Annotated in this window: 6 protein-coding genes; 4 read left to right on the forward strand and 2 right to left on the reverse strand. The window is 62.1% G+C overall.

Annotated elements, in window-relative coordinates:
• Positions 1 to 4: 4 nt before the first annotated feature.
• Genes brxC through brxL form a run of 4 tightly spaced genes read left to right on the forward strand, consistent with a single transcriptional unit; the run spans position 5 to position 11,659 of the window.
• Positions 5 to 3,490, forward strand: a complete 3,486-nt coding sequence (brxC, locus tag TR50_RS13090) for a BREX system P-loop protein BrxC (protein WP_042419815.1) — start codon at positions 5 to 7, stop codon at positions 3,488 to 3,490.
• Complete coding sequence (gene pglX / locus TR50_RS13095) at positions 3,490 to 7,017, forward strand: BREX-1 system adenine-specific DNA-methyltransferase PglX (RefSeq protein WP_042419818.1); 3,528 nt, start codon at positions 3,490 to 3,492, stop codon at positions 7,015 to 7,017. Before brxC ends, pglX begins: the two co-directional genes overlap by 1 nt.
• Positions 7,010 to 9,505 carry a BREX-1 system phosphatase PglZ type A gene (pglZ, locus tag TR50_RS13100; RefSeq protein ID WP_042419821.1) on the forward strand — a complete coding sequence of 832 codons (2,496 nt, stop codon included), beginning with the start codon at positions 7,010 to 7,012 and terminating at the stop codon, positions 9,503 to 9,505. The genes pglX and pglZ overlap by 8 nt, the downstream gene beginning before the upstream one ends.
• Positions 9,506 to 9,520: 15 nt before the next feature.
• Complete coding sequence (gene brxL, locus TR50_RS13105; protein ID WP_152648379.1) at positions 9,521 to 11,659, forward strand: BREX system Lon protease-like protein BrxL; 2,139 nt, start codon at positions 9,521 to 9,523, stop codon at positions 11,657 to 11,659.
• Positions 11,660 to 11,782: 123 nt separating this feature from the next.
• Here the strand turns inward: brxL and TR50_RS13110 are convergent, their stop codons facing one another.
• Both TR50_RS13110 and TR50_RS13115 read right to left on the reverse strand, forming a co-directional pair.
• Positions 11,783 to 13,213 (reverse strand): argonaute/piwi family protein, encoded by a 1,431-nt coding sequence (locus TR50_RS13110; protein WP_042419824.1) that lies wholly within the window; start codon positions 13,211 to 13,213, stop codon positions 11,783 to 11,785.
• The gene (locus TR50_RS13115) at positions 13,210 to 14,622 is read right to left on the reverse strand and encodes a DUF4365 domain-containing protein (RefSeq protein WP_152648380.1); all 1,413 of its coding nucleotides are present in this window, start codon (positions 14,620 to 14,622) and stop codon (positions 13,210 to 13,212) included. The genes TR50_RS13110 and TR50_RS13115 overlap by 4 nt, the downstream gene beginning before the upstream one ends.
• Positions 14,623 to 14,691 lie beyond the last annotated feature (69 nt).

The raw sequence follows: 14,691 nt of genomic DNA on the forward strand, positions 1-14,691 counted from the left end.
CTCGATGAAGCTGAACGGGATCTTCGCCAAGGACGTCCAGCGTCCCATCGAGGGCGTCATCAAGGCCGACGACACCGCGCACCTGGGTACCGAGGTAGACGAGTACGTTGTGACCAACGAGGCTGCCAAGGGCCTCGAACTCTTGCTTGAGGCGTATACGAACTATACCAATGCGAACGGTGTGTGGATTTCGGGCTTCTTCGGCTCCGGTAAGTCCCATTTGCTCAAGATGCTCGCCCACTTGCTCGGCGCCGTAGACGGGCAGGAGTTCCCGCGCGAGCGTGTGTCCGAGAGCTTCCGGTCCAAGGCACAGGATGCGTTCCTCCCGGCCTTGTTGGCCAAGGCTGACCGCATCCCTGCCAAGAGCCTGCTGTTCAACATCGACCAGAAGGCCACGCTCATCACGAAGGACCAGGCCGACGCGCTGTTGAAGGTGTTCGTCAAGGTTTTCGATGAGAGTCGCGGCTACTACGGCAACCAAGGCCACGTGGCTCGCTTCGAGCGGGACCTGGACAACCGCGGCCAGTACGGGGCGTTCAAGGCTGCGTACACACGGATCGCGGGACGCGACTGGGCGCATGGCCGCGAGGAGGGCGTGCTCGAAGAGGCCAATGTGGCCAAGGCGTACGCAGAGGTCAGCGGCCTGACTGACGGGACGCCGACCAACATCCTGACGAAGTACCGCAACGAGTACTCGGTGTCGATCGAGGACTTCGCCAACGAGGTCAAGGCATGGCTCGACAAGCAGGACGAGGGCTTCCGGCTGAATTTCTTCGTGGACGAGGCCGGCCAGTTCATCGGGTCGAACACGCACCTGATGTTGAACCTCCAGACGATCGCCGAGTCTCTGAACACCAAGTGCCAGGGGCGTGCGTGGGTCTTCGTCACTTCCCAGGAGGACATGGATAAGGTCGTCGGCGACCGCACCAAGCAGCAGGGCAACGACTTTTCCAAGATTCAGGCGCGATTCAGGACTCGGGTGAAGCTAACCAGTGCTGATGTTGAGGAGGTTATCCGCAAGCGTCTTCTGGAGAAGAACGAGGCAGGCGAGTCCGCCCTGGCGAAGATCTACGCCGAGCAGCACGCGAATTTTAAGACGCTATTCGACTTCGTTGACGGCGCGAAGACCTATCGCAACTACACTGACGAAGCGCACTTTACCGGCACGTACCCATTCGTCAGCTACCAGTTCCCGCTCTTCCAGGCGGCGATAGAGGGCATCTCGGACCACAACGTGTTCGAGGGACGCAACAGCTCGGTCGGTGAGCGCTCCATGCTCGGCGTCGTGCAGCAGGTCGCCAAGGACGTCGGCGATGTCGAGGTCGGCAGGCTCGCAACGTTCGACCACATGTTCGCGGGCATCCGCGCCTCGCTGAAGTCCGCAGCGCAGCGCTCGATCGACGTCGCCGAGCGCAACCTCGACAACGAGCTTGCCGTGCGCTTGCTCAAGGCGCTGTTCCTGGTCAAGTACGTCGAGGGCTTCCACGCGACCCCGCGCAACTTGACCGTGCTGGTCTACGACCAGTTCGGGCTTGACCTGCCCTCGTTGTCCAAGCAGGTACAGGAGGCCCTGACGCTGCTGGAGACGCAGACGTACGTTCAGCGCAACGGCAACGTCTATGAGTACCTGACCAACGAGGAACAGGTCATAGAGGAAGAGATCAAGAACGTCGAAATCGACGCCTCCGAGGCCAGCGGCCGCGTGTTCAAGATCCTCTCAGGTGATGTCATCCGCACCGGCAAACTGCGGTACACCAAGAACGGCCAGGACTTCCCGTTCGGCTATAAGCTCGACGACCAGGTGTACGGGCAGCAGCGCGAGCTGACACTTCACTTCATCACCCCCGAGTACCCGTTCGGCCCCGAAGAGACCCGGATGCACAGCGCCGGCAAAGATGAGCTGCGTGTCATCCTCGAGCCTGACGAGCGCGCCTTGTCTGACCTGCGGCTGCTCATCAAGACCGAGAAGTACATCAAGCGCAAGCAGACGAGCTCGCTCACGGCGATCGAGGACCAGATTCTGCGCTCCAAGGCGGCGCAGAACGTCGACCGTGAGAAGGAACTCGCCGTGCGCATCCGCCAGGCAGTCGGCAAGGCAGAGCTCGTGATCAATGCCGCCGACGTGACCTCCGCAGCGCAGGACGCCATCGCCCGTGTGACCGACGGGTTCCAAGACCTCGTCAGCCGTACCTACACCCAGCTCAGCCTCCTCGGCGGGGCGACCTACAGCGAGCAGCAGGTCGCTACGTTCGCCAACCCCGACCAATCGGGCATGTTCAACGACCCGTCGCTTTCTAAGCTCGCCGCCCCGGGCGACGAAGTGTTCTCGTTCGTCATGCAACGCGACCGGCTTGGCGAGCAGGCGACCGTCAAGACGATTGTGGGTGCGTTTCAGGCAAAGCCCTACGGCTGGGATCTCGGCTCGATCGAGGTCGTCATCGCGTGGCTCGTGGGAACCTCGAGGCTCACGATCATCGTCGATGGGAACCCTCTGAAGCGCACCGAGGTAGCGGCGGTGCTGCGCAACACCCAGAAGCACTCGCACGCCGTGGTGGCTCTGCAGAAGGTCTTCGATGAGCGCAAGGTGGCGACGCTCCGCAAGTTCTGCGCCGACTTCTTCGACGAGCCGACCGCGCCGAAGGACCCGCAGGAGCTCGCCCGGCATGCCAGCGACAAACTGCGCGGCAAGCTCGACGAGCTGAAGGCGGGTGTGAGCGGGTCGAAGTACCCGTTCGTGGAGCAGTTGGCCGCCCCGATCGCACTGCTCGAAGAGGTTGTTGGCAAGCCCGACGAGTGGTACCTAACCGAGTTCGGTCACGGCGATGAACTGCTCGACGTCAAGGAATCCGTGATCGACCCGATCCAGTCGTTTCTTCACGGAGGCCAGCGTGCCATCTACGACGAAGCCGCCACTCTGCTTGCGGCGAGCACGAACAACCTCGGCTACCTGCCACCCGGCAGCGACGCCGAGGTGAAGCGGCTACTCGAAGACCCAAACGCGTTCCGCGGCAACCGCATGATTCAGCTCAAGCAAGCCACAGAGGCGCTCGGCAAGCAGGTCGACGAAGCACTCGCGACCAACCGCGCCACTGTGATTGAGGCCATTGAGGGACGGAAGGCCGAGGTACTCAGCAGCACCTACTACAAGAGCGCCACGGAGGACGCAGGGCAGAGGGTCGTTCGCATGATCGGGCAGATCATCGACCAAATCAGCAGCGAAAGGCAGATCGCCCTCATCCGCGAACAGGGGAACAGTTTCGAGGAGAGGACCTATCCTGCACTGCTCGATCAACTCGCCTCTTCCGCCTGCCTTGTTGGCGGCACCGAAGATCCAGCACCTGCACTCAAACAGACCGTGTCGGTCAAGACCATCACGGTGCCGGATGCCCACGGCGTGCTGGAGACCACCGAAGATATCGACCGTTACCTCGATGCGCTCCGTAGTGCCCTGCTGTCCACGCTCAACGACGGAAAGCGAATTGCGCTCTGATGGAAACCGCTCCGCTTAAGTCTTTCGCCACCTGGGCGCGCACCGCACTCGTCCGTGAGGTGGCGGCTCGCATCGCCGTCGTGCTCGCCCCTGCCTCGTCAGAGCGTGTCGAGCAGCGCAGCGCCGTTGCGGCTTTGGAGAAGGCCGTCAATGCGACTGGCGGCGGTGACACGGGGCGCGCCGCCGTAGCGGACAAAGTTGCTTACACCTGGTTCAACCGCATTATCGCGCTGCGGTTCATGGATGCCAACGGCTACACCGGCATCAACGTCGTCTCATCCGAACGAGGCCGCGAAGGTGGCCAGCCTGAGGTCCTCGCCGAAGCCAAGCGCGGGAACATTGACAGCACGGTCGTCACCGACAAGCGCACCGTCGAGATCGTGACGACCTTGCTCAACGGCACGCGCCGCAGCGACGACCCTCAAGGCGAGGCGTACTCACTGCTGCTCGCGGAGTACTGCCGTCACTGGAACCGCTCCATGCCGTTCATGTTTGAGCGCGAGGGCGACTACACCGAGCTGCTCATCCCTGCCAACCTACTCGCAGACGACTCTGTGTTGGCCGGTGCTGTCAGCGTACTCACCGAGGACGTCTGCCAAGACGTCGAGGCCATCGGCTGGCTGTACCAGTTCTACATCTCCGAGCGTAAGGACGAGGTCTTCGCCGGGTTCAAGAAGAACAAGAAGGCCGGCGCTGCCGAGATCCCCGCCGCCACCCAGCTCTTCACCCCACACTGGATCGTCCGCTACCTCGTCGAGAACTCGCTCGGACGGCTCTGGCTGCTCAACCGGCCGGCCTCGCGGCTTGTCGACCGGATGGACTACTACATTGCCCCGATCGACGAGGAAACCGACTACCCCAAGGTCTCCAGCCCCGAAGAGCTGAAGATCATCGACCCCGCATGCGGCTCCGGCCACATGCTCACCTACGCGTTCGACCTGCTCTATGCCATTTATGAGGAGGAGGGCTACGCGCCGTCTGATATTCCGAGACTCATTCTTGCCAACAACCTCCATGGGACCGAGATCGACCCTCGCGCTGGTGCGCTGGCCGCGTTCGCGCTCGTAATGAAGGCGCGAGCACGCCAACGCACGTTCTTTAACAAGCAGATCGAACCGAACATCTGCGTACTCGAACCCATCTCGTTCAGGCCGGGCGAGCTGGACCTCCTAGTCACCCGCAGCGGCGACCGTGCTGACGAGGAAGCGTTCTGGAACCAGTTCCAGCACGCCGACGCCTTCGGGTCGCTTATTCGCCCGCGTGAGGATCTCACTGCGCGGCTTCGCCTTCATCTCGACACGCATCTCTCGGATACGCGAGACCTTATCGGAAACGATATTGAGGAGCGCGCACGGCGCGTTGTCCTCCAGGCCGAGTACCTGGGTGCCCGATACCACGCGATCGTCGCGAACCCCCCGTACATGGGCTCGGGGAACATGAACGCACAACTTAATAGTTTCATTAAGGCGGAGTTCCCTCGTTCGAATTCTGACCTTTTCGCGGCATTCATTGACAGAAATATTGACCTCTCCGTCCCGGGCGGACGTGTGGCCATGGTCACCATGCAGTCATGGATGTTTCTGTCGTCATTCGCAAAACTGAGGAAGTGGATCGCCGACAGGCATCGGCTCCTTGCAATGGCCCATCTGGGCACCAATGCCTTCGGTAGCATCGGTGGGGAAGTTGTATCCACCACTGCCTTCGTGATCGGAGTCGACTCGCCACGCGAGTCTACTCTCGGAACATATGTGCGGCTCGCTGGTAGTGCCAATGAATCCGCAAAGGCGGAGGAGTTGCGTAGAATCGCATCAGGGGGCGCCTCTGCCAATCTCTACCGAGTAAGGAATGCAGATCTTGCTGCGTTGCCGGGTGCGGTGATTGCCTATTGGCTGTCCGAGCCGATGATCAAGGCCTTCTCGCTCGGGAGGCCTCTCGTGGAGATCGGTGAGCCCCGCCAAGGGCTGATTACCTCCGACAATAATCGATTCACGCGAATCTGGTCCGAAGTCAGCTGGGGCAGCTTCGGGCGAGGCCTGTCTCGCCAGGAGGCTGCCGATGGCAATTTTCAATGGCTCCCGCTCAATAAGGGGGGTGGCCCTCGAAAATGGTATGGAAACCAGGAGTTCGTGGTCAACTGGCGCAATGACGGAGCAGAGATCCGATCATTCGGGATCGAATCTGGAAGGCCGCGATCGCGCGTGCAGAACACCGCCTACTATTTCCTGCCAGCTGTCTCGTGGTCAAAAATCGGCACCGGAATTCCAACCTTTCGCTACTATCCCGAAGGATTCATTTTCGATGTCGCCGGGATGTCGATTTTTGCTTCGGAGCCAACCTTGTTGCACCTGGCCGCCATCTGCAACTCGTCTGTTGCCGGAGCGCTGCTAGCCGCGACCTCTCCTACGCTGAACTTCGAAGTCGGCGCGCTTGCGCAACTTCCGGTTGTAGACATTTCGGAAGAATCGCGAAATTCAGTCAACGAACTGGTGCGGCTCCATCGGGCGGATTGGAACGAGCAGGAGACATCATGGGATTTCAGTTCCCTGAGTATAATCGCTCAAGGCGGGAGCCGGCTTGACGAGGCGGTCAATGAAGAGCTGAACCGAGGCATTCGTATCGCCAGTCGTGTGCAAGAGCTTGAGACTCGCCTCAATGTGGAGATTGCCAAGGCGTACGGACTCGAAGGTGAGGTAGAAACAGATGTCCCCCTATCGGGGGTAACTCTGAACGGCAATCCGGTTTATCGATTCGGAGCCGGGAAGTCTGCTGCGGAGCAGCGGAAGCTTTATGCGGCAGAGCGGGTCAACGACTTGATCTCCTATGCGATCGCCTGCATGTTCGGGCGCTACAGCCTGGATGAGCCGGGGCTGATCCTGGCGGAGCAAGGCGACACGCTGCAAGACTATGCGGCCCGAGTGTCGAACCCGTCATTCATGCCTGCTACGGACAACGTGATCCCCATTGTCGACGGTGATTGGTTCGAAGACGACATCGTGGCGCGGTTCCGGCAGTTTCTGCGTGCAGCCTTCGGTGGGCAGCACTTCGAGGAGAACCTGAAATTCGTCACGGATTCGCTCGGCGTCAAGAATCTGCGCGACTACTTTGTGAAGTCGTTCTACAAGGACCACGTTCAGCGGTACAAGAAGCGGCCGATCTACTGGCTGTTCTCTAGCCCCAAGGGTTCCTTCAACGCGCTCATCTACATGCACCGCTACTCGCCGTCCACGGCGTCGACAGTGTTGAACGAGTACCTGCGGGAGTTCAAGGCGAAGCTGGAGGCTAGCCGCCGGCAGCACGAGCGCCGCGCCGTAGAGCCGGGCACGCCGCGGGAGAAGGCTGGCGCTCAGAAGGAGGTCGACCGCCTGCGGAAGGTGCTGCTCGAACTCGACGAGTACGAGCATGACGTGCTGTACCCGCTGGCAACCCGGCAGGTGCAGATCGACCTCGATGATGGGGTGAAGGCCAACTACCCGAAGCTCGGTGCAGCCTTGAAGAAGATCCCTGGACTTGAGGCAAGCGATGACTGAGGCATCCGCCGTCCGGTTCCACCTGAAGCGTCGCTTCGACACGCACCGAGTGGTGTTCTGGCATGATCCCGAGGGCGAGTACGCCGCTGAGCTCGACTCACTCGACTTGGACGGAATCGAGATCGTGCGTGTCGCCAACGACGAGTACGCAGTCAAGAGCTGGCTGTTGCACTTGGAGCCTGAGGCGAAGTTCCTCGTCTACCGCTCGGGCACCGTGCCGACAGGAATCGGAAACTGGTTGCTCGACCTGGAGTTGGCCTACGGGGTGTTCACCGCCGACCGCCCTTCGATGCTGCAGCAGGAACTCGGGCTCCCCTCCGACGGCATCGGCGAGGTCGTGCGGGCACACGAGAAGTTCTTCCGGGCCGTCAAGCGGGTGCAGAGCCTTAAGGCGCTGCTGCATGCCGATGACGACGCCGATAAGTTGCGCGCCAAGATGGCGGCCGTGTTGCTCGAGCAGCGCGAGCACAGTCTGCTGGAGATCACCCGCACTCTGCTCATCGAGAACGCCGGCGGTAGCGACGCTAAGTACCGCGCCTTGGCCGACTACGGTCTCGATGAGTTCCACTGGCAGGGTGTCGGCAGGATCTACGGTTACTTGTCGCAGCGCCCAAGCATCGACGACTTCGTGCTGTGGATGTTCGACCAAGCCATCGCTGGGTTCAAGTCTGAACGTCCCGGCGGGCTGCGGAATATCCAGCTTGACTTCGGAAGACTGCGCTATGAACCCCGCAGCCAGAAGGCGATGACCACGCTTGCGAAACGCGTCGCTCGCGACCTGGACTACGCGCGCCGGATCGAGGACGCAAGCTTCCGAGATCTGCTGGGCAATGACCTGTTCGAGGAAGTCGACCGGAAGATCATCAGCGATCTTGCGCGTGCCGTTGCCGAGCGCACCATCGCGGCCCGTGAGATCACCGAGGTCATCCGCAGCCGTCAAAGTAGCATCTGGATCGATGGCTACCGCAGGCTCTACGCCGCGATCGGCAGCGCTTCCGATCTGCTGACAGCGCTCGGCGGGATAAGCCTGTCCATGCAGTCATTCGACGAGGGCCTGGATCGATACCGGCACGAGTGGTTCCGCATCGACCAGCTCTACCGCCAGTTCACCCACGCGGCCCGCACCGCCGAATTTACCGGGCCCCTGGAGGGATTGCGAGCACAGGTCGAGTCGTTCTATGCGAACAAGTTCATGTACACCCTCGGCGCCGCATGGCAGCAGCATGTCGATGGCGTCGACCGGTGGCGTTCCGCCGTCCTCCGGCCTCAGACCTCGTTCTTCGCCGACCACGTCAGGCCCATCACGCGGGACGGCCGGCGTAAGGCCGTCGTCATCGTCTCCGACGCCCTGCGCTACGAGATCGCCGACGAATTGGGTTCGCGAATCCGCCAGGAGGACCGTTTCGACGCGACCCTTGATGCTGTTCTGGGTGTGCTGCCGAGCTACACCCAGCTCGGGATGGCCGCGCTCTTGCCACACACCACGATCGCACTCTCCGGTAAAGGCGATCTCGTAGATGTGGATGGCCAACCGTCGGCAGGTACTGGCAACCGCAGCAAGATCCTCGCCAGCGTGCGGGGCACGGCGATCTCCGCCGAAAGTCTACTCGGCATGACCCGCGATGAGATTCGCGAGTTCTACCGTCAGCACCAGGTGCTGTACGTCTACCACAATCGCATCGACGCCATCGGCGACAAGCAGGGCACTGAGCGGCAGGTTTTCGAGGCTGCAGAGAAGACGCTGGAGGAGCTTGTTGACCTGGTCAAGCGCCTCGCAAGCGCCGATGCAACCAACATCCTTGTGACCGCCGACCACGGGTTCCTCTTTCAAGACTCCGCACTCGACGACGCCGGCTACCTGTCGGTCGCCCCCCAGGGCGACGATATCGCCGTGCGGGCACGCCGCTACGTGCTGGGAACAGGGCTGAAACCCGACCCGGCGTTCAAGACGTTCACCTCTGCGCAGCTTGGGCTTGACAGCAACTACGAAGTGCAGGTACCGAAGTCGATCCACCGGCTGCGACTCAAGGGCTCGGGCGCGAGATTCGTGCACGGCGGCGCGACTCTCCAGGAGATTGTCCTGCCCGTGCTGGCAATCAACAGGAGGCGCAAGAGCGATACCCGCTTGGTCAACGTGGAGATCTTGCCTGAATCAGACAAGATCACGACCGGGCAGTTGGTGGTTAAGCTCTTCCAGACCGAGCCGGTGAGCGAGAAGGTCCAGCCGCGCACCGTACGGGCGGGCCTTTACGTAGGCGAGACCCTCATCTCGAACCATGCCCCGCTGGTGTTCGACCAGGAGTCGACCGACAAGCGAGACCGCTACCAGAGTGCAGTCATGCTACTAAGCCGGGATGCGAACGACTACAACAACCGGGCGGTCGAGTTCCGGCTGGAAGAACTGATCCCCAACACCAACCAGTGGCGCGTCTACGCCAAGGCGATGTACACGCTGAAGCGCTCATTCGCCTCGGACTTCGACTTCTAAGGAGGGTGTGCAGCCGTGAGCGAGGTCAGCCAGGAGGCATCCGCCGGCCCAGTCGCGCCAGTCGATACCGCACCGACGCAGAGCGAATTGGACCGCAAGATCAACCGGCACTTCCCGGGCGCCGTCGTGCGCAAGGACTTGGTGAAGGCTGTCAAAGGCAATGCCATCGTGCCCTCCTACGTGCTGGAATACCTGCTTGGGCAGTACGCGGCTTCCGACGACGAGGCCACCATTCAGGCGGGCATCGACACGGTACGCAAGATCCTGGCTGACCACTACGTGCACAGGAACCAGTCCGAGCTGGTGAAGTCCACGATCCGCGAGCGCGGGCGGCACCGCGTCATCGACAAGGTCACGGCCACACTCAACGAGAAGGACGACGTCTACCAGGCCGAGTTCGCCAATCTCGGCATCAAGGGCGTGCTCGTCGAGCCCGCCACGATTAAGGCGCACCCGAAGCTGCTCGTCGGAGGAGTCTGGTGCATCTGCGACATCGAGTACTTCCACGCTGACGACCCGCGGGTTGTGCCGTGGATACTCGGGTCGATCAAGCCCATCCAGTTGTCAAACTTCGACATCGAGGGCTACCTGACGGCTCGGCGCGCGTTCACCACCGACGAGTGGATCGACTTGCTCGTGCAGTCCATCGGATTCAATCCCGAGTTGTTCGGGAGAAGGGCCAAGCTCATCCAGCTAGTGCGGCTCATCCCGTTCGTGGAGCGAAACTACAACCTCGTCGAGCTGGGACCCAAGGGCACCGGCAAGTCCCACATCTTCTCGGAGTTCTCGCCCCACGGGATGCTCATCTCCGGTGGCGAGGTCACCGTGCCGAAGCTGTTCGTCAACAACGCCAACGGGCGCATCGGCTTGGTCGGCTACTGGGATGTCGTCGCGTTCGATGAGTTCGCTGGCAAGAAGAAGCGCACCGACAGGGCGCTGGTCGACATCATGAAGAACTACATGGCGAACAAGTCCTTCTCCCGCGGCGTTGAGACGCTCGGTGCTGAGGCGTCGATGGTGTTCGTCGGCAACACCTCCCACACCGTGCCGTACATGCTCAAGCACTCCGACTTGTTCGACGAGCTGCCGGAGAGCTACCACGACTCCGCATATCTCGACCGGCTACACCACTGCATCCCCGGGTGGGAGGTCGACACCATCCGCGGGGAGATGTTCTCGGACGGCTACGGGTTTGTCGTCGACTACATCGCCGAAGTGCTCAAGTCTATGCGCTCTCAAGACTACTCGGACCGCTACCAGCAGCACTTCTCGCTCTCGTCGGACATCTCGACGCGTGACCGCGACGGGATCCACAAGACGTTCTCTGGGCTGATGAAGATCCTCTATCCGAACGGTGAGGCGACTCCCGAGGAGATCGAGGAGATTCTGCGGTTTGCGATCGAGGGGCGCAAGCGCGTCAAGGACCAGATCCTGCGGATCGACTCGACGATGGCCGACGTCAAGTTCGGGTACCTGGACCGGAGCGGAGCCTGGCACGCGGTTTCGACTCTGGAAGAGGACGAATACCCGGCGTATTACCATCGTGAGCGCCGCCAAGGTTCCGAGGCTGCTGACAGCGCGACCAAGCCGCCGGCGGACGCGGCGGTGCCCACCGTCCAGGATGGGACTGCGGATAAGCAAGCGCAGGTCCTGGAGGCTCCGCTGTTCGAGGGGCACCGGGAGTTCCAGGAGAACCAGCGGGGCGTCTCGTTCGACGAGCTATTCGCCCCTTACTTGCGGGGAGCCGGGCAGATTACGATCACAGACCCCTACATTCGCCAGTTTCACCAGGCCCGCAACCTCATGGAACTTATCGAGGGGATCGCCGCCGTCAAGGATGCCGCCGACGAGGTCAACGTTAAGCTCATCACCTCAGAGAGCAATGGTGGTGAGGACAAGGTCCGCAAGCAACTTGAACTCCTGCTCAAGGTTAAGCAGGGCGCAGCAGCCGGCGGCATCAACCTCGACGTCTCGTTCACCAACACGATCCACGACCGCTCGATCGTCACCGACACCGGCTGGAAGATCGTGCTCGGCCGCGGCCTCGACATCTTCCAGTACGTCACTGGTGACGCGTTCGACCTCGCTACTAGGCTCCAGGAGTACCGCCAGGTCAAGGCGTTCGGTGTTACCTACATTCGCGCGGGCGGGTGATTGAAGTGAGACTGCTTGGCAAGTGACCTGCGGTCAGCAAGGGCGCGTGTCAGGGTGAGGGGTGAGGTCTCCCAACCCAGCTAGTACCGATCTCTGACACCAGCCCGTGCTCGACCGAAATCGCTACATGTAGAACGCGTACCGACCCTGCGGACGGTCTTGCGGGCCCAAGTGGCGGAGGATCTGTCCGACCTGGTTGGCGGTACGCAGGGTGATGGGCTGTCGGCCGTCAAGCTGGGTCTGGTTCCAATTCATCTTGGTCAACGCGAGTAGTTCCTTGGCAAGATGTTCCGGGCTGGATTCGGTCTCGACCATGCGGAAGGGGAGCGGCGCGGGGATGTACATGCCCGGGTAGGTGCCATAGAAGGGCACGCTGCCGCGGGTGTAGAGCACGTGCTGGCGGGCGTCGAGGCTGAAGAGTGTGCCTCGCAGTGGCGGGTGCGCGGCCGACCGGAACAGCCGCGTGGGGTCACTGGCAGGAAACCAGAGCAATTCGACGGTATCGATGTCTGCGTCGTCGGCGGCAGCGCGGAACCCGTCGATTTCCTCCGGCGTGTAAGAGGAGGTCTTGTGCAAGACCACCCGCGCAGGAAGATGGCGGTGTTCTTGGCGGTATCGGCGCAGCGCGTCGGCGAACAACGCGTGCGCATCTGCTTGCGCGAGATGCGGCTGCCTGTCGTGGCGCGAGACTTTGGCGGCAGCTCCGCGGACGATGACGCCGTCGCCGCGCTGGTTGAACACCTGGGCGACGCTGGTCTCCAGCGTGGTGTGGTCGCCGCTGCGGTAGAACGTGATCCCGACGTAGCAGCTGTCGAGGTCTGTCGGCTCGCGGGGAAGGCGCCAGGGAACGCCACCGGCCTTGTAGTACAGGGCGGTGTGCAGGTTCCATGCACGGGTGGCCTCGTCTTGCAGATGGGGCCTGTCTCTGCCGGGTGGGGTGAAGCTCGGGTCCCATGTGCTGCGGCGGATGATCTGGATGGGACGGCTGTAACGCATGGCCACGGCCTTGAGCACGGCGCGGAAGTCGTCCACCGGCTCGGCTAGCGGGGCCTTCTTCCAAGGCGCATCCGGGTCAATCCCGGGTATGGGTCGCTCAGGCAGATGCTCGGGCCGGGCGATCAGCACGACGTCGCATCCAGGTTCCTCGTCCAGAACGTCGAGCTCGGCGGCGTAAAGCTGCACCGCAGCCTTGACTGCGTCCCGAGGGCTGAGGTCGGCTATCTGCTTCAGATCACGGTCGCGGATGGGGCGCTCCAGCCGCGAATCCCACACCAGCGTCGACCGGAAACCGGTGCTGGTGTCGAAGCCCGGGAACGGTACGAACAGCCGCCCGAGCCGACTGTCCTTCGCGGCGATCGGTTGGCGGCATCCATCGAACCAGCGCCGTAGGCCCTGAACGGAGGCAGGTGGCCCGACGATGCCGACCCGGATGGTGCGCACGGCGGTGTTGGTAGCGTCAGCCGGTCCGTAGTCGGTAATGCCGTGACGCGGGTCGATGTGGCGGGTACCGCCGCTGAACTCCAACGGCGGCTCGTCCAGTACGGTCAGCTTCACAGCTCCACCTCGAAGAGGGCCAGCTCGCCGTCGGTTGGGTCGTCGACCTTGGACGGACCTTCGACGGTGTCCGCACTATTGGTGTCGGTCTTGCGGGGGTCGTCCAGCCACGCCGCGTCGTCGATGGCGCGGTCGGTGGTGAGGGTAACCAGGTCGCCGAATTCCAAGATCGTGTCGCGAGGATCGAGCACTCCGTCCTCACCGCGCAGGTAGGTTGCCCACATCTGGGTCTGTCCATGAACAGCCGGATTGCGGTCGAGTCGCTTGATACCTGTCAGGTACTCGGACAGATACAAGGAGTCTCGATGGCCGTCTCGGGTGTAGTGGAAGGTCGGAGTCAGCGCGCAGTACCAGTCGCCGTCAAGGAAGTGGAACTGCCACTCCAGTGCGGCGTGCTTGCAGTAGCTGACCTCGTCGGCTGCCTGCTTCTTGAACTTCGGATGAAACACAAGCCGTTGACGCCCACTCGCTCCACGGATGTGGCGCGGCTTCAAATTGGGAGTGGGGCGGAAGTAGACGATCTTGCGCCCGGCATGCCACGCACAGTCACTGTCGACATCGCGCTGCAGCGCGTAGTTCAGCAGTTGGACCAGCCAGCGCTGTCGGACTGGGTCAGAACTCCACTCGTCGAAACCCGTTGCGTCGGTGGGACCGTTGACGGCGTGCCGCAGCGCGGTCGCTTCGGGCGGCAGCCAGGTGTAGATGAGTCCACCTCGCAGAATGAAGTCGTGCCGCACATCTGGGTCTTCGCTCTCACGTTGCCTGACGATGATGTCTCGCGGGACGGTGTAACTGGTCGGCGCGCTGTAGATCAGGTGGGGGAGGGTAAGCCGCAGCAGGTTGGTGGTCAGAACCTCTTCGCGGCGCTCGGCAACCGGCACGTGGGCGCGCCCGTGCGGATCGGCGAGGTTGAGTAGCCGGTGTGCCGCGCCTCGGTCGAAGCTTTGCGTGCGCTTGTCGAAGTCGATCCGGCCCGAGGCACGGTGACCGGGGTCGGTGAACCAACTCTGGATGTGAATCCACCACGCCTCGCCAGTCTGTGGGTGTGAGCAGACCAAGATGACGGGATTGTCGGCACTCATCCAGTAGTCCACATCTTCCTGCTTGCACAGGTAGTGGAAGCCGCGTTCGCTCTCCCCAGAAAACGGCCGCTCGCTGGCCTTGCTTTGCACCAGGATCAGCCTGTTGGCGACCTCGCCGGTGGACGGGTCGCGCAGTTCGATCTCCCCGTCGATGCCAGCATCGAGTGTTCCGGCACGCTCGTGCCAAACGAAGCCCATGCTGTTGATCATCTGATGGATGAGGGCGATGCCACTGTCCCCGATGTGGGAACTCCTGCCAATCTTCTTCATTCCGTTCCCATCACCAGGCGCGAGCTGCATCCCCGCGTCGCAGAGGTGGGCGACCATCACTAGTCAGATCAGCCATCGCTGCGGCTCCCTTCGCGGTGGTTGTTCACGTTACGCCAGGGGTCTGAC

It is taken from the genome of Streptacidiphilus anmyonensis (assembly GCF_000787855.1).
Lineage (GTDB): Bacteria > Actinomycetota > Actinomycetes > Streptomycetales > Streptomycetaceae > Streptacidiphilus > Streptacidiphilus anmyonensis.